This is a genomic window from Mangrovimonas futianensis (genome assembly GCF_021245805.1).
Taxonomy (GTDB): domain Bacteria; phylum Bacteroidota; class Bacteroidia; order Flavobacteriales; family Flavobacteriaceae; genus Mangrovimonas; species Mangrovimonas futianensis.
Map to the genome: position 1 here is coordinate 90,829 of NZ_JAJJNF010000009.1, position 19,988 is coordinate 110,816.

Consider the following 19,988-nt stretch of genomic DNA (forward strand, 5'->3'; position numbering starts at 1 on the left):
ATTAAGTGGGAACCCATTAAAAAACATCATCATATTATACCGTGATACCATATGATAAAATTCTTTAGAAAATTAAGACAGAACTCCGCCTATTCAAACAGGTTTGGTAAATACATGCTGTATGCCATAGGTGAAATCATTCTGGTAGTAATTGGTATTTTGATTGCTTTAGGGATTAATAATCAAAATGATTTAAAAAAAGACCGGTTACGCGCCATTTCGCTACTTGAAAATTTATCAGAAGAATTAAAGCAGGATAACTTCTATTTCAACAATGTCTACAAGGTAGAAAAAGAGAACTTCTTGACAGCTGCAGAGTTGTTGTTCAAGGTGCATGCCGATCCAGATTATGTGGTTGAAAACGATTCCATGTTGGGAATGGCCTTTAGGCTGTCCGCCTTTACTCCAGCAATAAAGTTTTCTAAAAATGCCTACACAGAGTTAACCACATCGGGCCTTTTAAATACACTGAGATCAGAATCGCTCAAGGAAAATTTAAACGATTACTACGGGCAAATCGAGTTTCTTAAAACCTATTCAGATGAAGGTAATCGCACCATAGACCATTTAATTTTGGAGTTGTCTCAATACTATATCATTATTCCCTCAAATGAATTGGAATCTCAAAACGTATCCAATTTCTCGGGAGCTATAGAAGAAGGATACGAGGCAGAATATGACCTAAAGGCATTCAGAGAAAATAAAAGCCTAAACCCCCAGCTTTATGAAATGATTGACAAACACAAAGACCGCCTTGGCTCCATAGAAATTATTAACCAGCTAGGGCGAAGCATTCAGGAAGAAATTACTACCATACTGGCCCAATGATAGATTGGTTAATTGGCATACTTATCCTCTCTAAAAGAATTTTTTGAAGGTGAAGAAACATCTATAACCTTTGGTGAAAATCACATCAACTCTATTAAAAGATGAGCAAACATTTATGAAAATAAATAAAGTGATTATTGTTTTAATTGACTTCAATTAACTGATTTTTAATGACTTGTTTTAAATTTATTATCTTTAATGTAATAGGGTTTCCATTTAAAAGTTCTCATGGATGCGTCTTGTGTAGACGTATGAAAGCTTATAGATGAATTCAAAAATTTAAACAGTTATGAAATCACAACTACGAATATTTTATTTATTGATAATACTGCTCATGCTAGGTTGTAATCAAACCAATCATGAGAAAGAGTTGCATGCAAACTTAAACCAAGCCTATAATGGTCCTATTATAGATATGCACTTACATGCTTATAAAGATGAAAATCCACTATTCGGTCAAACACATCCACCAACCTTAAGAGGTCAAACCTTTGAAGGTGTAAAAACTGTCGAAGAACTAAAACAAGAGGTGCTAAAGAGGTTTGAAAAATACCATATCGTTAAAGCAGTAGTGGGAAATGGCGAAGTTTGGTTAAATGATGATTCTGATAGAATTCTAGTGGGAGGTGCTAATAAACCAATTGATTCATTAGAAAAACAGTTTAGAGATGGAAAGTTAAAAGTTATAGCAGAGATGGCTCCTTTCTATGCCGGAATGAAGGCATCCGATTCCACTCAGATGCCCTATTTTGAACTGGCTCAAAAGTTAAATATTCCAGTAGGGTTTCACGTGCTTCCAGGCGGCCCTAATTATGGGTTCCACCTGATGCCGGAAATGCTTGGTGGAATGCGTGTTTATAATGCAAATCCGTTGCAATTGGAGGAGGTTTTTGTAAGATTTCCAAATTTGAAACTGTATATGATGCATGGGGGATGGCCATACATTGAAGATGTAAAGGCTATGATGTATGCACATCCTAATCTATACTTGGATATTGCGGTAATTAATTGGATTTTACCTAAAAAGGAATGCTATAAATTTTTAGAGGATCTTATAGATGCAGGTTTTGGCAATCGCATCATGTATGGAAGTGACCAAATGGTTTGGCCTCAAACCATAGATGTTGGTATTGAAACAATCAACTCAGCCGATTTTCTGACTCTAGATCAAAAAGAAGATATCTTTTATGATAATGCTGCAGAATTTTTGGGATTGTCTGAGGAGGAGATTAAAAAGCATAAGAAAGGTAGGAAGTAATTGAATTTGACTTTTACCGAGAATATATAAAAGTGACTCCTTTTAAATTTGTGTCCTGATAGTAAATCTTTCAAACGGCTCAAGCGGCTTGGAAATAGTTGAATCTCTTTTTACGCAATAAAGGGTAAGAAAAATATCTCCTTTTTCTATTGCAACTATTATTAAACCTGTATTTTAGATATGTAAAATAATTAGGTCAAAATAAAACCCCAAGTATAACATGAGATGGACTCTTAAACTAACCTTGTTCTTAACCTTTATGGTTTTCTTTAATTGTTCCCAAGAAAAGGAGCATATTCTGGAAATTGATGGTAAAACAATCGGTACAGAAACCACATCCATTATTTTATTAAAACCCAATCAAGATACTAGATTCGATTCTATTATTGAGATACCTGTCATAGATGGAAAGTTTCATTATAAATCCAAACTAGAGCATCCTGAGGCAGTGAGCTTATTTCTAACCAAAGATTTGGGAAGATTTATGCCATTGTTTCTTGAGAATGAAAAAATGAATCTTACCATTTACGATCAAGACGAGTTTGATAAAAACCTCGTAGAGGGAGGTGAGTTGAATGCACAATATAAGGCCTATAAACAAAGTCTGGATGAAAAATTTGAGCAACGTTTAAAACCACTTCAAGACAGTTTAATGGCTCTTTCTGATAGAGATCAGTACATAAGTGATCAGGCCAAATTACTTTTTGAGGAACTAAGGGTGGCCAAAAGTCAAGATGAAAAAGTGCCTATTTATAGAAAAATTGATGGTTTGCAAAGATCGAGACAATATTTAAGTCCTCAAGCCCAAGCTTTAGAGGATAAAATAAAACCCATTTATGAAGAGCAAAAGGTATTTCAGCAAAATTATATAAGAGAAAATCCAACCTTGGTTTCTTATTCTTTTTTATTGGAAAGTCTGATTTTCGACAAAGAAACAATAGATATCCAAGAGGCTAAAAAATCCTATCATATTCTATCAAAAGCCAATCCAAACCATCCTTACAATGAACTTGCTTCCAATTTAATTAATGCCATAGAAAATGTGAAAATAGGTAAGGAATTTACCGACTTTTCAGCCCCTGACTTAAATGGAAACGCGATAAATCTTTCTGATAAAATAAACGGAAAGATAGCGCTTTTGGATTTGTGGGCTACTTGGTGTGGACCATGTATTGCTAAAAGTAGAACGATGGTTCCGGTTTATAATGATTATAAGGATAAAGGATTTACTATTGTGGGAGTCGCTGGAGAATTCAGAAATACAGATAATCTCATCAAGTTCCTTGATAAAGAAAAATGGGAGTGGCTTAACCTTGTTGAGCTTGATAGAAAGAATGGTATATGGCAGAAATATGGTGTAGATGGAGGTGGAGGAGGTATGTTCCTTGTTGATGAACAAGGGATTATTTTGGCTAAAGACCCGACAGCAGAAGAAGTCAGGAAGGTACTGGAGACTCGATTGAATTAAGTGATTAGATTGACTTAAAACGATATACAACCATGAATTCTAAAATCATTAAGCTCTTTTTACGACTAGCCCTATCCACTGCCTTTTTATCTGCAGTGGCAGACCGATTTGGAATGTGGAGCAAGGACGGCACAGTTTGGGGAAATTGGGATAGCTTTCTAGAATATACCCAGTACATCAATCCGTGGCTTCCAGAGGCCCTCATCCCAACCATTGGAATCTTGGCTACAGGAGCTGAAATTATATTCGCCATCCTCTTGATAATTGGCTTTAAAACGGAACAAACAGCAAAATGGAGCGGATTCCTTCTTTTAATCTTTGCCTTGTCCATGACGTTTTCATCTGGTATAAAAGGAGCCTTTGATTATTCGGTATATACAGCCTCTGCCGCAGCCTTTGCACTAAGTCTCATGAAAGAAAAGTTTTTAGAACTTGATAATCTGATTAGGGTATAATTAAAAACGGCATAAACTTGTTAGCTAAAACAAAGTTATGCCGTTTGTGATAAAGTCTTACATGCTGTTAGTTATTTGACTGGAAAGCCAAAAAACAGATAGAGGTAAGTCTTCTACTTCTTACTGTAATAATCCTTTAGAACATAAAAGGCCTTTTTCTTAACTCCTTTTTCAGAAATGAGACCTTTGCGGTTCCAGCCATCCTGCACACCTGGCAATTGACGCAAGGGCGACATAAAATCTACCAAAATCCATGGAGTCATTCCTACCATACCGTCAATCTTGTCAAACATAGCAATGCTTTCCTCATACAAATAGGCTTGAAACTCTTCACTCCAACGGGTCAATTTATCCCCATGAAAACCTTGTAAGGCACCACCACCAAATTCACTGATGATTATGGGCTTTTCAAAACCAGAGGTAAAGGATTTAGTTCGGCATTGGTCTGGTAATCCACCATACCATCCCAAGTATTCATTAATGCTTAAGATGTCTAGTTTCTCTATCAAGGGGTCGTTGTAGGTATAAACACTATCTGGATGCCCATCCAATTCTTGATCTTTTTTAATGGCAGCAGAAATTAATCTGGTAGGATCTAAAGACCTTACATGATCTGCCATTTCAGATAAAAATTCATTTCGAGAAGGAATTGGAGCTGTTTCGTTTGCAATGGACCACACTATGGAACTAGCACGGTTATAGTCTCGATAAATTAATTCAGTATATTGTTCTTTGGCCTTTTTTAACACCTCTGGGTTTTCCCATTGAATGCCCCAGTATAAAGGCAGTTCTTCCCAGAGAAGAATGCCTAATTTATCTGCTAGTCTGACTAACTTTTCTTGATGCGGATAATGAGCCAAACGTATAAAATTACATCCTAATTCTTGGGCCCATCCCAAAAGCAATTGGGCATCTTCAATTGAGTTTCCTCGGTCTTTTCTTAAAGGGTTTTCATCATGTAAGCAAATCCCCTTTAAAAAGATAGGTTCGCCATTAAGTAGAATTTCTTTGCCTTTGGTTTCAACGGTTCTAAACCCAATTTGGTCACGTATTTCATCATCGCCAGCTTTGATGATGATGTCATATAATTTCGGACTGTCTGGTGACCATAATTTCAAGTTTTTTACAGTCACTTCAAACGCAGTGGCTCCTTTAGGTTTTACGGCAATGTTCTGCTCAATTTGTAATTCAGGAATTAATATTTGAGCGTTTTCTGGCAGTGAGTTACCTGCAAGTTCCAGCTTTCCTTTAATCGTTTTGGTCTTTTTATTTAACGATTCGCGATCTAGCGAAAGGAAGTAATTGTTTATAAAGTTTTTTGGCACTTCAATCAGTCTGACATCTCTTGTTATACCGCCATGGTTGTACCAATCGTGAACTTTGGCTGGAATATCACTGGCGTCTCTTTGATTGTTCACACCAATGATTAAGAAGTTGTCTTGTTTCTTTATTAAGTCGGTTACTTCAAAACTAAAAGGCGTGTAGCCTCCCTCATGTTTTCCTAATTCTTTTCCGTTAAAGGTGACCGTCGCTGTTTGGTTGGCGGCTCCTATATAAACAAAATAGCGTTTGCTCGCATCAAAATCTGGCTTGTCAAAAGTTTTACGGTACCAAATAGCAGCTTCAAAATAAGCTAGTTCCGGCTTTTGTGTATTCCAACCTCCAGGAACATATAAGGTTCTGTCTGGTGTAAAGCCATATTCCACTCTTCCAGTTTTATCTGTGGGTTCATAATTGTCCATTATGGCTCTACCTCCCATACCACCAGTCATGTACGGATCTAATACATAGTTCCATTTTCCATTGAGATTGGTGAAAGTTCGGTTTTCAGTATTTGAAATAAAGGTGTTTTGAGCTTGAGGAACCAATGTCCATATCATTATGGTTAATAACAACACTAGTTTGAAGGATGAATTTAACATCGTAGGAGAATTAATTAGTTTGTGATATATAAGTGCAATATCTTAAAATGCTAAGAAGATTGCAATTTTTAAAGATGAGAAGATAAAAAAGCGTCATGTTCTTACATAACGCTTTTCTTATAATATTTTAATCTAAAGGCGTGTACACAAAATTCTTAAACCTCACTTGACCTTCACCCATAGAGCAAAGTCCAATGCGTAGTGCCATAAAACCACTTAGTACGTTGTGATGGTATGCCGAAGCATCAAAGGAATTTTCGATTTTCACCCAATCGGTACCATTCAAACTATAATACATATCCACCAAATTATTGGTGTTTTTAAGACGTAAATAAACATGTCTTTTAATAACATTGGCCTCGGTTGTAAATTGCCACCCCCTTAAGTTGGCCAAGACATTGCTTTTATCTGCAAGAATACCAGAAAAGGCTCGTTCGTTATAAAATAACACCAAACCACCTGTCGCATCACCCTCAATTTCCAATTCTACATCCGCCGTGTAGGAATGGTTGGAAGGCATGGTTAATAGTGGGGAGCATCCAGCTACACTATTACCTTTGCCTTGAATTTCAAGTCCTTGGTTGGCAAACTGAAAACGTTCTTTATTACTTTCTTTAAAGAAACTCCATTGGGGATTTAAATCGGGACCTTGGAAAGAATCACTAAGTGAAAACGAAGACTTAAGCTTATTTTCAAGATTAGGTAGTTTTATAGGTTTATTAACCGAAATATTATCAGGAATGCGGTACCAGCCATCTTTGGTCCATTCTACGGGAACCAGCATGGTTTGTCTACCCATATTATAAAAGTCCTTTTCATAGCCATGGAATAGCATGTACCAGTTATCTTGACCATCATCAAAAATGGTGGCGTGTCCCATAGACCACCAAGGTTCATCTACAGATTGGGTTCTTAAAATAGGATTATGTGGGGCATTTTCCCAAGGTCCCAAAGGTGATTTGGAACGGGCTGAAATAACCATATGTCCTGTAGCGGGACCAGCAGTTCCTCCTTCGGCAACTGTTAAATAGTAATACTCCCCGCGCTTAAATAGCTTGGGACCTTCCATACAAAAACATTCAATACTCCATTCTCGAGGAATTTCCCAACCATCATAAACATGTTTGGGTTCCCCTGTTACCGTAAGACCGTCCTTAGATAAAGGTACGTAGCTACCGCTGCTAAAATATAGAAATCTGTTACCTTCTTTATCGGTTATATGACCTGGATCAATCATAGTAATTTTAAGTTCCTTGGGTTTGCTCCAAGGTCCTTTAATATCATCAGCTACTATGACGTAATTGGTGTCACTGGCAGGAAAATAGATATAGTATTTGTCTTCATATTTTACCAAGTCTGGTGCCCAGACAGAGCCCACATAGGTATTTAAGGCATTCGTAATAGGCTCCCAATTAATTAAATCGGTGGAATGCCAAATTAGTAATCCCGGATAGTACTCAAAGGATGAGTGTACCATATAAAAGTCTTCACCATCCCTTAAAATACTGGGGTCTGGATAGTCTCCGGGAAAGATAGGATTGGTGTAAGTGCCTTTGGGATTGTCTTGTCTGTAATTCTGATTTTGCGCCTGAAAAGTCAAGGCTACGAGGCCTAGTAACCATGATAAAATGATCCGCTTCATGAAAGTGTCTATTAAATTAGTATTGTGTGAGCTGTGTGCAATACGACTTATGGTCATATTGACCGTAAATATACGATTTTCAATTTAATTTTAGAACAGCTCAGCCACAATAAAACCTAATTTAAGGTAGCCTGATTTCTTATTGAGTGCGGTATCGATTTGACAAATTATCCTGCAATAAACGAAGTCATGGTTAAAGAACCTCCCACGGCTTTATCATTAAAAAGCCTGACGGTTTCGTTTTCGTCTTTTAACCCTAAGGCATAAAGCATGGGGATGTAATGTTCTGGAGTTGGAATAGCAAGATCAAAGGCGGTACCTTGTGATTTAAAATCGATGAGCTTTTGATGGTCCCCATTCAAAATGTGCTTTTTCATGGTTTCATTGGCTTCAGTTGCCCATTCAAAAGCATAGTTTTCATGAAGTTTGTTCCAAGCTACTTTTCGCAAATTATGCACCATATTCCCACTTCCAATAATCAATACTCCTTTGTGGCGTAGACTGTTTAACTCTTGAGCTAATTCATAGTGGTGACGACCTGGCTTGGAATAATCAATACTCATTTGAATAACAGGTACATCAGCATTTGGATACAGATGTTTAATTACACTCCATGCGCCATGATCTAGACCCCATTTATGGTCTAATTCCACATGGGTTTTGGTAATGAGTTTTTGTGTTTCCAAAGCTAAATCTGGACTTCCAGGAGCGGGATATTCTACATCAAACAAAGCCTGTGGAAAGCCACCAAAATCATGGATGGTTTTCGGATTGTTCATGGCTGTTACGAAGGTACCACGGGTTTCCCAATGTGCGGATACGCAAAGAATAGCGTTGGGCTTTTGGAGACTTCTTCCTATTGTTCTAAATCCTTCTACAAACTCGTTCTCCTCGATGGCATTCATCGGACTGCCATGACCCAGGAATAATACAGGCATTTTGCCTGTATTACTCATGTTGGAGGTCATTTTATTTAAATCTCTTAAGTGCATTGTCGAACCGATTAAAGGCAATAAAGCTAGTGATTTTAAAAATTGCTTTCTTTTCATTTGAGGTCTCCTAGTTGATTTTTGATTTATGACAATTCCTTAGCAAGTGATTCGGAAATCGAGGTAGTGGGTCTACCTATTAACTTACTAAGTTGGTTATCATTATCATACAAGTCACCATTTAAGGTTGCGGTATGTGTTCCAGCAAAAAAGGCTGCCACTGGGGTAGGTAGTCCAGCTTGCTCTAAAGCGTTGGCAAACTCAGCTTCCGGTAAATTCACATAAGGAATATCCGTTTTCACTAATTTTGAAATCTCTGAAGCATAGTCAGTCATCGTATAGGATTGGTCTCCAGAAAGCTCATAAGTTTTATTTTTATGACTATCCTCACTTAATACAATGGCAGCAGCTTCTGCGAAATCTTCACGTGCAGCTGATGAGATTTTACCATCTCCCGAACTACCATATAACGTGCCTTGAGAAATGGTGTCTTTTACCGCCTCTGTGTAATTTTCATTGTACCAACCGTTTCGCAGAATAGTATATTCTATACCCGAATCTTTAATAGCTTTTTCGGTCTCCAAATGTTCTGGAGCCAAAACTAGGGTAGAAGCGTCTGCTCTTAACAAACTGGTGTAGACAAGATGTTTAACGCCAGCTTCCTGGGCTGCCTTGATAACGGCTGCATGTTGTTCAAAGCGTTTTCCTATTTCATTTCCAGAAATTAATAGGAGTTTATCTATACCTGTTAAGGCTTTTGCCAATTGATCAGGTTCGTTATAATCAAAAGTTCTAGCTTCAATACCTTCACCTTCCATTTTTTCTGGTGTACGAACCAAAGCAACAATGTCTTCTGGAGCCATTCTTTCCTTAAGTTTGGTAATGACCCATTGTCCTAGCTTTCCAGAAGCTCCTGTTATTCCTACTTTCATTTTAATTCGGTTTTATTGTTTAACAAATTGAACTTCTGCATGAAGCTTCACGTCATCACCAACCAAAACGCCTCCTGTTTCCAAAGCTGCATTCCAATTTAGTCCGAAGTCTTTACGGTTTATTTTTCCAGTCACTTCCAAAGCTAGTTTTTCATTACCCCAAGGATCCTTGTTGGTTCCACCATACTCAACATCCAATTCAATTTCCTTGCTCACATCCTTAATGGTTAGGATTCCCGAAAGTTTGTATGTGTCATCATCTATTTTTGTAAATGATTGACTTTTAAAGGTAATAGTGGGGAAGTTTTCGGTGTCAAAGAAATCTGCACTTTTCAAGTGGTTGTCTCTATCTGTATTGTTTGTACTTATAGAGCTAGATTCAATTTGCACATTTACAGGTGATTTTGTTAAATCTTCTCCCTCAATGGAAGCTTGATAATTTGTAAAGAACCCTTTGACATTAGAAATCATTAGGTGTTTTACTTTAAAACCTATTTCACTATGTGTTGGGTCGATTGCCCATGTTGTATTTGCCATGATTTGATGTTTTTATTAATTTTTAATTTATTCAGCCAATCCTATTTGTTTCATAAAGGATAGATTATCATAGAACAGGTATTCTTCGGACATTTTTGAACCGTCCCAGTGTCCGATTGTAGCCATTCTTAATTTGAATGTTTTTCCAGTTGGAGGAATTGTTTTTCCATCACCAATAGGCATAGGTTCTGTGAAAGTCCCTTCTAATTCACCAATAACAGCAGTCCAGTCACCTGTTCCAAATTTTACTGGATGTGTTTTTATTTTGGTATCTGGTGCGAAAACAAACATGGGTTTTAAGTCATTGATGTGGTTTGGATACAGTCCTTTTGAAATACTTCCATCAGCATTGTAAACTACGATATCATCGGTATGGCTGTGGCTAAAGTTTTCCCATTTTTGGTTGGTATAAAATTCAAAATCCAAAGAATCAAACGCTACCAAACGTTCTTGGGTTATAGCTTCGGCATCCTTATATGTTTGTAGTTCTGCTTCCAAAGTGGCTATTTTTTCTTCCAATTCGGTGGTTTTGTCATTTGAACAGCTAGCAAGAAAAGTCATGAAGACGAAAGCTACTGTTGCTATTTTGCTTAAGGTTTTTAAGGTTGATTTCATTTTTAATGTGTTTTAAATTGATGTTACAAAGGTCAGAATATTAGGTGTTTAGTGTCTTATACTTTTCGGTAAATGAATGGTAATTTTAGGAAATTAGAGTTAACTCAGTCCGAATAGTAGGTAATCCAATGAGAATGTACCGCTTCCTGAAAGACATAAGGCCACATAAACTAACAGATATAAAATAGGTACTTCTTTTTTGTCAAAAGGTTGAGATTTCAATGTGTGAAAAGCGGCTATAATCATGGTGAACAATAACGGAATCACGGTAATGGTGGTGCCTAGGCCTAAAATGACACAGATTGAGAAAAATACTTCCACGAAAGCTGCCATTTTAAGGGAGTTACGCTCACTTAAACCAAAGGTTGCAAAAAATTGGATGGATTCTCCAGACATGAGCTTTTTAACTTTTGGAATCCCATGTTGAAGCATTAATATTCCAATTGCTACTCTCAAGATCAAGAGTGCCACATCAATATTTGTAGCACTCTGATTTACTTTTAAGATCTCTAATAAATAATCTAGCATGACGATTTATTGTTTGTCAGGTTGAATAAATTCTCCTGAGAATTTGATTCTTACTTCATCACTTACAATTACCTCAGGGAATTTGTCACCCACTGAGAAATCTGAACGTTTGATAACACCAGTCACCTGAAACGAGGTGGTAAGTTTAGAACTCATAGGGTTGGTAGTTTGACCTCTGTAGATAAGCTCAAGAGTAACTGATTTGGTTACTCCGTGCATGGTAAGGTCCCCTGTTAATTTGAATTTTCCTTTTCCTTTTGCTTTTAATTCAGTGGTTTTAAAGGTCAATGTGGGAAATTTTTCAACATCAAAAAAATCAGCACTTTTCAAGTGGTTGTTTCTAGCTTCCACTAAGGTATTAATGGAATTTGTTTGGGCGGTTAACTCAAAAGTGGCATCGCTAAAATCAGGTTTTGACGCGCTAACCTTAATGGTTGCATTGTCAAAAGTCCCACTGATATCGTTAAACCCTAAATGTGTTACTGTAAAATATAATTGGGAGTGTGGAGGATCATTGGACCAAATTTGCTTTTCAGACTGTGCTGTTGCAGTTAGGTTATTAATTAAAAATACGGCTACTAAAATTAGAATTGTTTTTTTCATCTTTTACTTGTTTTAAATTGACAATGCAAAGATGGAAACAACAGGCGCCTGTGGTCTTACACAATTCGGTAAACGAATGGTAATTTTAGGAAATAAGGGTGCTTTTCATTTCTTCACGAAACTCATTTGGTGATTGACCAGCTTTCTTTTTGAAGACTTTTGAGAAATAGGAGTTTTCGTTGTAGCCTAACTCATAAGCTATTTCTGAGATGGTCTTATCAGTAGAAATAAGGAGGTTTTTGGCTTCTATCAACTTACGGGTTTCTATAATTTCAGAAACACTTTGTTCCATAATATTGTGGCAGATCAAGTTGAGGTTTCTTGAGGACATAAAGAGTTTTTCGGCATAGAATTCAACTCCCACTGGTCTCCTAAAGTTTTCTTCTAGGATGTTCAAAAAGTTTCCAAAGGATATGTGTTGTGTTTTTTGAATGGTTTGATCAGGTGGTGTCAATTTTTTTCGCTCTGTCTCAATCATAGTAAGTAATACCCCTAACAACTGTCTAATAATGGCGTAGTCAACCATTTCCTGTTGGGTTTCATCAAATATCATTTGGCATAAAGTGACCAATCTTTGAAAACAGAAGCCTTCCTCCAGAGATAAGTTGGCTTGATTGTGATAAAGTGAATACAGTTGAAAAGTGGTCTCAGGAATAAATTCACTTTTAAATCGAATACCCCAAATTTCGCAATCTCCGTTTAGTGGTTTAGGGAGAAGTTTATGTACTTTCCCTTTGGATACAAAACTCACAAATGGGGCTTGTGTTTGTGTTGTGTTGAAATCTATAAAATGCTCTAGTTCCCCTTTTATTCCGATTAATAATTCTTCGAAATCATGGTTGTGCGGCTCTTCAGATAATTCAGCAATTCTGTTGGCTTCCTCAACATCAACCTTAAATATGTGAAATAATTTATTCATTGAAACCTTGATTGGTTAAGTTAGGGAATGGATATAATCCAAGAAGGAGCTTTTGAAATTATTAGTATAAAGATAATAAAAAGGGAAAGACCTTATGGTTTTCTTTTGGTTTTTCAATAGGTCATTTTCTAAAGTCCTTCTATTTCTAATGTGCCTTTAACTTTAAACATTCCAGAAATTACTTCGGTAGAGGTTGCGTGGTTTGTTCCTTTAAAACCTGGTTGTTCACCACCAACAAAAAGGGTGAAATCACCAGACTCAATAACTCGTTTTGTTTGTTTATTTATTAATGAAAGCTGTCGTGGAGTTATTGTAAAACTAATGGATTTAGATTCGTTTGGTTTTAGGTGGATACGGTCGAATGCTACTAGCTGTCTAATTGGTCTTGGAGTTGATGCTTTCTCGTCGGTTAAATATACTTGAATGACTTCATCACCAGAGCGGTTTCCTGAGTTTGTAACGGTAACAGATACGTCAAGGTTTTCTCCAGCTTTGATTTGCTTTGGAAATATTAAGTCAGAATATTTAAACGTCGTATAACTTAACCCATATCCGAAAGGATAAAGCGGCTCGCCTTCAAAATAACGATAGGTTCTCCCTTTCATGTTGTAATTTTCAAAAGGCGGTAAATCGTCCAGTGAATTATAATAGGTAATGGGTAATCTTCCAGCAGGGTTGTAATCTCCAAAAATGACATCGGCTAAGGCATTTCCGCCTTCTTCACCAGGATATCCCACGTTAATAATGGCATCTACGTGTTCCTTTGCCCAATTAATAGCCAGTGCGCTTCCCGCATTAATAACTAAAATCACAGGCTTACCAGTGGCTTTTATGGTTTTAAGCAGTTCGGTTTGTTGTAGTGGTAAATCTAAGTCTTTTTTATCACCCCCTTCGCCTTCTAGGCGCTGTGATAATCCTAATACGACAACAGAAAGGTCCGCATTATTCGCTATTTCAACAGCTTCTTGAATTTTATTCGTATCTGTTCTAGCCCAAAGCATTTGTGCCAAAGCATTGGTTTCATCACTAAAATATCTAACCTCAATTTCATATTTCTTTCCTACTTCTAAATTTAAAATACTTGTAGCGTATTTAGGATGATGCGCAGAACCTTTACCATTAGTTATTTCTTGCCCTTCAATTTTTAAGGACATTCCTCGTTTTGATAAAATTGCTAGTTCATAAGAACCTGATGTTTGTGGCACCAAGTAACCTTTCCAAAGTACCGAGAAGTTATCGTCTAATTCAACAGAGATCGGATCGTTTTGCCATGAAAAATCAATATTATCATCTATACGTTGTAAAACAGGTGAGCCATCCCATTTGACATTATTAAAATATGAAGCCTCTAAACCTTGTTTACCGTCAAGAGTTTCAAAAAACACAGAAGGAATGGGCTTCAAGTTTAATTTTTCTTCAGAAAGGTGACAGCCTTCAGTATATGATATTTCAATAACAGGCTCCACTTTATTTTTTAATCCTGTTAAAAAGGTAACCGGATTTTTAGGAGTACCGTGGTAGTTACCTAAAAGCGATTCCCAATTGTCTGCGTTGGGACCAATAATGGCAATTTTGTTAAGTTTATTTTTGTCTAACGGCAATAAATTATCGCTGTTTTTTAAAAGGATAATACTTTCCAGTGCCGCTTTTTTAGCTAAACTGTTGTTCGCATAGGAACAAACAATGCTATATGGGATTTTTGAAAATTCAACGTCATTTTCACTATCAAACATCCCCAGTTTAAATCGCGCTAGCAAAGTGCGCTTTACTGCAATATTGATGTCTTCTTCACTTACTAAACCTTCCTCTAAAGCTTCTGTTAAATAGTTATAGTAACTTCCGCAGTTTAGGTCACAACCTCCTTTTAGTCCAATGGAGGCAGCTTCCGCTTCGGTTTTTGCAATATGGTGGCCTGTATGAATATCTCGAATAGCACCACAATCGGAGACAACATAACCATCAAAGCCCCAATCGTCTCTTAATATCTTGTTTAATAAGAAATCACTGCCGCTACACGATTCACCTCTAAATCGGTTGTAAGCCCCCATGATGGAGTATACCTTAGCATCAATAACTGTTTTTCTGAAAGCCGGTAGATAGGTTTCGTATAAATCTCTGTCACTTACATCCACATCAAAAGAATGTCTTAATGCTTCCGGCCCCGAGTGAACCGCAAAATGCTTTGAAGTAGCGATTGTTTTTAAATATTTAGAATCTTCACCTTGAAGTCCTAGAATAAACTGAGAAGCTAACTCTCCTGTTAAAAAAGGATCCTCTCCATAGGTTTCATGTCCGCGTCCCCAACGAGGATCACGAAATATGTTGATATTGGGTGACCAAAAATCCAAACCCGTATAGATTCCTCGTTTATTGTTTCTAACAAATTCGTGATGTTTGGCTCTGGCTTCATCAGATATCACATCGCCAATTTCTTTTAAAAGTGACTTATTAAACGAAGCTGCTACAGAAATAGATTGAGGAAATACCGTGGCATAACCAGCTCTGGCAACCCCGTGTAAACATTCGTTCCACCAATTATATGCGGGTACTTTTAATCTAGGAATAGCGTCAGCTTCATTCACTAATTGACTAATTTTTTCTTCGTTGGTCATTTGGTTTACCAAAATATCCACCCGTTTTTCAAAAGACAGATTTTGGTCTAAATAGGAAAAATCGACACTGCTATTTTGGGCATTAATAGGAAGGCCAAAAATGCAAACGATAAGAAGAGAGTAAAAAGATTTCATTTAGTGAGTGATTTTCAGTCTGAGGTTCTTGATCTTCTAAATTTTAAAATACGGATTATAAATAAGCCCAATGATATTTCCGAAAGGGTCTTTCACTGTAGCCGTCATTAATTCACCTCCCACATTATATGGTTTTTCATGTGCTGTGGCTCCTATTTGAATGAGGCGATCATAAACTTCCTCAATTTTGTCAACTCCCCAATAGGAAACAACGCTCTCAATTTTATCTGTGGTGGGGTTTTCTTCGGGTTGAAGTCCCAATTCGTAGCCACCAATATTGAAACCAACATAATAGGGTTCATTGAAGTAGGGGGGAGTTTCAAAAGCTTTGGTATACCATTCGGTTGCTTTTTGAATGTCACCTACTTTATAAATTGTTGTTCTTAAACCAAGCATGTCTTTATTGTTTTGGTAATACTATTTCTAAACTTGTCTCCTTAAAGGATTTTAAAGTATATTTTTCTGTTTCATTTTCTGATATGGCAGAGAGGACTAACCCTGATTTGTCATAATTAAGGTCTTGAATACACTCCATAGGATGTAAACAGGTAAAGCGAAATAGGGGAAATAAATTAAGTTCTGAATTTAATATTTGTAACTCCAACTTGCTTTTTGACCTAGTTTTGGCTTTGTTTTTATAGAAAATCAAATCAACGGTTTCTTTATCTTCCTCAGTGGCAACTTTTTTAAAATCAAAATGAATATTGTTATCATAGGATTGTTTGGGGAAATAGTCGCTAAATGAGTTTGTAAAAGAGTAGACAAAATCAAAATTATCAATATTATCTGCTTTATTGGATGTATTATGGGCTACTTTATAGTGATGTATTTTCATAGATTTAAAATCATAAACACTTGCATCTTGACTTCCGTCATGATTATTGTGAATATTCATTAGATAATTATCATTTGTGGATATTCCGTAGGTGCTATACTCATAATTTGAGTTTTTGTAGTCAATAGCATATGTAACCATCATATCAAACCTCAATGTCTGACTAAATAGCATTGTAAAAGGTAGTAGAACAAAAATTAACAAGAATTTATTCATAGTGTATTTTAAAAGTGACTTTTCAAGGTCGATGAAGTTCTTCAAGCAAGCAAAATCTGTTAAGAATTTCGCAGCAAACCGAAGATATGAAAATTGTGAGGATTTTCCGTAGTAAAAGCAGAAATCAGGAACCTAACTTTGGTAAAATTGTTTCTCACTTTACATTTTTTCGTTGATGGCTTTCCACCAAAAATAAATTCCAAAGACACCAGTAACAAGTACGAACATGATTCCATTTTCACCAAGCAATGTTCATTCCCTTCATTACTTAAGGTTAATACCAAAAGTATTTTTTGAATATAAACATTACTAACAGGCAATGTTAGCATCAGGTTATATTTTCACTGTCATTTATATACCAAATCTTTGTTCATCCCAATTTAGAGTTTGGAAGGAACAAACCTCATTAGCCTTTGTCAAATGAATATTTTCCAGCTCCTGTTAGAAATATCACAACAAAAGCAATTAAAAACAATAAAGCATGTTCTTTGGTTGCTAGATCGTCTTTGGCATGTACAACAAATGCAGCAACTGCCATGGTAATTGCAGCAGGAATTGCAGCCCATTTCGTTTTGAATCCTATAATCAACAAAATAGGGGCAACTACTTCTCCAATAAGCGCTAAAATTAAAGATATTGTTGAGCCAACCCCCATTGGATCACCAAAATCGGAGGGATTTGATAACATACCCATTTTCGGTATTCCATGGGTTAGCATAAAGCCCCCAAATCCAACTCTTAAAATTAACAGTGCTAAATCATTAAAGTTTCTTTTCATTATTTTAAAATTTATTTATTTCTCTTTTGAGATTCATATTTGGTTTTGGTAAAGATCTTTGTATTCCTGATAGATTCAGATTTAGTCCAAACTAATTACCAAAGCTAATGGAGTGGTTAAGAAAATTAGTATGATACAATCTTATTTACTTGTTTTTTTTATTCCATAGCGTTCTAACCAAGCAAGCGGTTCAGTCAGATTATGTTTATTAAATTCTAAATGTATTACTCGTCTTTTCATGCCGTTTGTGGTTCTATTTGAAGCGTGTAAAGTCAAAGGTTTCATTAACATGGCTCCACCTTTTTCCACCTCACAAACATACTCTTTGTCTAAATTCCAATCTTTTGATTCAGCACGAATAATTCCATTTAGGTGAGATTTAGGGATTACCTTTAAAGCGCCATTATTTCTATTTGTTTTGTCTAAATGAATTCGGATTGTTATGGTGTCTTCCAAAACCTCAATTGGTGGTTGAACACCGTATTGTCCTTTTTTAAAAGTCCAATTTGTATAATTTTCCAATTCCATTTTTTGGTCAACCGAAATGCTCAAATCTTGATGATAAGCAACAAACCAATTCGATTTGCTTGGTTTGTCAAAATAGATTGCTTTGGTCAGAAAATATTCAGATTCAGAAAGGTCAGAAATTAATTCAATCAGCTTTTCGTTAAATAGCAAGTCACTCAATTCAGGTATATTTTTGATTAATTGCCTAATCGCAAATAAATCCTTTGTTTTCATAAACGAATTCCCGTCTTGTTCTGCATTTTCGATACAAGCTAAAATTCCGTATATCTCATGGTCGGAATACAAGTTATCTAAAACGGAAAATCCATTTTCTTCTAGTTCTATTTTATTCTTTTCGTAGTTCATTTTTTAGCAAGTACAAAAACGGTATGTATCCGGTTTTTTGATTCAAAACCCGTTGGCTTGTAATAAGTAGTCAAGAACGCTTAATTACTTACAGTTATTGGTAGTAACTTTAATTTATATTCAATATAGTTGAAATATTAACCTCTTTTTCTGAATTTTTATCTTTTAGTTTTGCAGTCAATTTGCAAGGGTTGTTAATTTGACCTTTTGCAAAAGTAAGTTTAGCTGTAACTTGACTTTTCACGTCCTTAAAATTCACTCCTTCTTCTTCGTAGGCACTTAATAGGTTAGGGTTGGAAAGTATTTCATTACCATTGTTGTCTTTTAAGTCAATTGAGAAAATAGGAAATACCTTGTCATTAGTTAGTTCCAAACCTTCTATTTCATTAAGAATTAAGATAAATAGATGTTCCGAGCTTACTTCATTGTCAAAAACAGGTTGTTTTAAAGTTTCATTCCATAGATAAATTGTAGAATATTCTATACCGTTGCTTTTGATATCTAATAGGTCGTTTTTCTTAACTGTAAATGGCAGTTCATAACTAAATGCTCCATTTCCTTTTTTATCGGTAATTTCTACATAGACTTTGTATTTTTCATTATCGTAATTTGGTAAAGCAGTTATGAAATTTGCTTGTAATTGGAGTGGCGAAAGTTCGGTCCTGTTCTTCAAGCTTTTTAATAGGTTTGGATTAGATAAAACAGTGTCTTTCTCATTTTTTACAATGTACATTGATAATTCTGGATAGGTTTTCCCATCAGAATAAGTTAGTCCAGTAACATTATTAAATATAAGGTTAACTTTTTCTCCAAACACAAATTCATTTCTATTGTCAGTTTCTCCGTTAATTTCTATAATAATATCATCAACTCCAATTCCATCACCTCTGGAATAAGCTCCTGTAGTCAAATCTTTTTCTACTGATTGGTTAAATTGGCAAGAAACGATTGTCGCAATCGAGATTAATAATGTAAATGTTTTAATTTTCTGCATTTGGTTTTTCATTATTGTTGCTAATGGTTTGTCTCTAATGATTTCGGTATGGAATCATCCGCAAGATTATCCGAAGAGAAATCAAGCTGGTTATATATCTTACTTTCGGTTTCTGCACTAAATATACCGTTTCATCAGTTGGCTTCTTTGTCGGTTAAATTCTGTCCACACCAAGGACAAAAGTTAATTTCAATTATAGAAGTTCCTCCATCGTGAATAGGAATTCCGTAAGTTCCATCGGTCCATTTATTAATCACAACATCGACATCTCCATATTTTATATTTCCTTTTTTGTCTAAACTTTCGAATATTTGGTCTGCCATTTTTAAGCAACATATGGATTCCGAATCAAATTTATTTTTGCGGAATTTTTCCTCTAAAGTCCATTCTTGAAATTCTATATTATCGTTAATCTCTTCGATATATCTAATATAATTAGGGTCATTCCATTTCACATTCGCATTTAAGTCAGAAGTGAATTTTTGATGCAATATTTTAAAATCTTCGAATGTCATTTTTTAGCTTGCAAGTAAAAACAATATAATCCCACGGCTGTGTTTATTCTCTGATAGGTGTACCCAAATATAAAGAAATACCTACAAGTAAATGGAATTTGAAAACATGGAATCGGCTAAATTATTATTGTCGGTCAGTAAAACGAAGAAACCAAAACTATTTAAAATTTCAAAGTAGGATTTTTGGTTTATAAAAGGGGCTTGTTGAATTCTGTTTGGAGACAGTATCTGTTTTCTGTTTAAAATAAAAAAGTAATTGATTAATTGGTTTCACTCCCTATTGCATCTGTTTTTAGGTCTTAAAAATGTTATAGATAGTTAAAATTTATGCATA

General features: G+C 35.8%; 20 protein-coding genes. 4 read left to right on the forward strand and 16 right to left on the reverse strand.

Annotation, left to right across the window (positions count from 1 at the left end; all coding sequences use genetic code 11):
- Positions 1 to 51 precede the first annotated feature (51 nt).
- The 4 genes from LOK78_RS14570 (at position 52) to LOK78_RS14585 (ending at position 4,009) form a co-directional block, all read left to right on the forward strand.
- Positions 52 to 828, forward strand: a complete 777-nt coding sequence (locus LOK78_RS14570; protein WP_232635414.1) for a DUF6090 family protein — start codon at positions 52 to 54, stop codon at positions 826 to 828.
- A gap of 289 nt (positions 829 to 1,117) precedes the next feature.
- On the forward strand, positions 1,118 to 2,086 hold the full coding sequence (locus LOK78_RS14575; RefSeq protein WP_166961557.1) for an amidohydrolase family protein: 969 nt from the start codon (positions 1,118 to 1,120) through the stop codon (positions 2,084 to 2,086).
- Between the two features lie 220 nt (positions 2,087 to 2,306).
- A complete protein-coding gene (locus tag LOK78_RS14580; protein ID WP_232635415.1) occupies positions 2,307 to 3,554 on the forward strand; it encodes a redoxin domain-containing protein in 1,248 nt (415 codons plus the stop codon).
- A gap of 32 nt (positions 3,555 to 3,586) precedes the next feature.
- Positions 3,587 to 4,009 (forward strand): DoxX family protein, encoded by a 423-nt coding sequence (locus LOK78_RS14585; protein ID WP_232635416.1) that lies wholly within the window; start codon positions 3,587 to 3,589, stop codon positions 4,007 to 4,009.
- A gap of 113 nt (positions 4,010 to 4,122) precedes the next feature.
- On the opposite strand, the gene LOK78_RS14590 is transcribed toward LOK78_RS14585, so the two are convergent.
- The 16 genes from LOK78_RS14590 to LOK78_RS14665 form a co-directional block, all read right to left on the reverse strand.
- Positions 4,123 to 5,889 (reverse strand): glycoside hydrolase family 2 protein, encoded by a 1,767-nt coding sequence (locus LOK78_RS14590; protein WP_232635417.1) that lies wholly within the window; start codon positions 5,887 to 5,889, stop codon positions 4,123 to 4,125.
- Positions 5,890 to 6,058: 169 nt separating this feature from the next.
- Positions 6,059 to 7,573, reverse strand: a complete 1,515-nt coding sequence (locus LOK78_RS14595; protein WP_232635418.1) for a family 43 glycosylhydrolase — start codon at positions 7,571 to 7,573, stop codon at positions 6,059 to 6,061.
- Positions 7,574 to 7,740: 167 nt separating this feature from the next.
- Positions 7,741 to 8,565, reverse strand: a complete 825-nt coding sequence (ygiD, locus tag LOK78_RS14600) for a 4,5-DOPA-extradiol-dioxygenase (protein ID WP_502243834.1) — start codon at positions 8,563 to 8,565, stop codon at positions 7,741 to 7,743.
- 83 nt (positions 8,566 to 8,648) lie between these two features.
- The gene (locus LOK78_RS14605; protein ID WP_232635420.1) at positions 8,649 to 9,494 is read right to left on the reverse strand and encodes an SDR family oxidoreductase; all 846 of its coding nucleotides are present in this window, start codon (positions 9,492 to 9,494) and stop codon (positions 8,649 to 8,651) included.
- 12 nt (positions 9,495 to 9,506) lie between these two features.
- Positions 9,507 to 10,031, reverse strand: a complete 525-nt coding sequence (locus tag LOK78_RS14610) for a YceI family protein (RefSeq protein ID WP_166961538.1) — start codon at positions 10,029 to 10,031, stop codon at positions 9,507 to 9,509.
- A gap of 27 nt (positions 10,032 to 10,058) precedes the next feature.
- Positions 10,059 to 10,646 carry an ester cyclase gene (locus tag LOK78_RS14615; protein WP_232635421.1) on the reverse strand — a complete coding sequence of 196 codons (588 nt, stop codon included), beginning with the start codon at positions 10,644 to 10,646 and terminating at the stop codon, positions 10,059 to 10,061.
- 99 nt (positions 10,647 to 10,745) lie between these two features.
- On the reverse strand, positions 10,746 to 11,174 hold the full coding sequence (locus LOK78_RS14620; RefSeq protein WP_166961534.1) for a DoxX family protein: 429 nt from the start codon (positions 11,172 to 11,174) through the stop codon (positions 10,746 to 10,748).
- A 6-nt stretch (positions 11,175 to 11,180) separates the two neighbouring features.
- Positions 11,181 to 11,777, reverse strand: a complete 597-nt coding sequence (locus tag LOK78_RS14625; protein ID WP_232635422.1) for a YceI family protein — start codon at positions 11,775 to 11,777, stop codon at positions 11,181 to 11,183.
- Positions 11,778 to 11,862: 85 nt separating this feature from the next.
- Complete coding sequence (locus LOK78_RS14630) at positions 11,863 to 12,696, reverse strand: helix-turn-helix transcriptional regulator (RefSeq protein WP_232635423.1); 834 nt, start codon at positions 12,694 to 12,696, stop codon at positions 11,863 to 11,865.
- 128 nt (positions 12,697 to 12,824) lie between these two features.
- Complete coding sequence (locus tag LOK78_RS14635) at positions 12,825 to 15,443, reverse strand: glycoside hydrolase family 3 C-terminal domain-containing protein (RefSeq protein ID WP_232635424.1); 2,619 nt, start codon at positions 15,441 to 15,443, stop codon at positions 12,825 to 12,827.
- Between the two features lie 36 nt (positions 15,444 to 15,479).
- Complete coding sequence (locus LOK78_RS14640; RefSeq protein WP_166961525.1) at positions 15,480 to 15,839, reverse strand: VOC family protein; 360 nt, start codon at positions 15,837 to 15,839, stop codon at positions 15,480 to 15,482.
- Positions 15,840 to 15,843: 4 nt separating this feature from the next.
- Complete coding sequence (locus LOK78_RS14645; protein WP_232635425.1) at positions 15,844 to 16,494, reverse strand: hypothetical protein; 651 nt, start codon at positions 16,492 to 16,494, stop codon at positions 15,844 to 15,846.
- Positions 16,495 to 16,900: 406 nt separating this feature from the next.
- The gene (locus tag LOK78_RS14650; RefSeq protein WP_232635426.1) at positions 16,901 to 17,272 is read right to left on the reverse strand and encodes a DoxX family protein; all 372 of its coding nucleotides are present in this window, start codon (positions 17,270 to 17,272) and stop codon (positions 16,901 to 16,903) included.
- A gap of 141 nt (positions 17,273 to 17,413) precedes the next feature.
- Positions 17,414 to 18,145, reverse strand: a complete 732-nt coding sequence (locus LOK78_RS14655) for a phytanoyl-CoA dioxygenase family protein (RefSeq protein ID WP_232635427.1) — start codon at positions 18,143 to 18,145, stop codon at positions 17,414 to 17,416.
- A gap of 109 nt (positions 18,146 to 18,254) precedes the next feature.
- Positions 18,255 to 19,139: a hypothetical protein gene (locus tag LOK78_RS14660; RefSeq protein ID WP_232635428.1), complete on the reverse strand. Its 885-nt coding sequence runs from the start codon at positions 19,137 to 19,139 to the stop codon at positions 18,255 to 18,257.
- Between the two features lie 134 nt (positions 19,140 to 19,273).
- Positions 19,274 to 19,654: a DUF6980 family protein gene (locus tag LOK78_RS14665; protein WP_232635429.1), complete on the reverse strand. Its 381-nt coding sequence runs from the start codon at positions 19,652 to 19,654 to the stop codon at positions 19,274 to 19,276.
- Positions 19,655 to 19,988 lie beyond the last annotated feature (334 nt).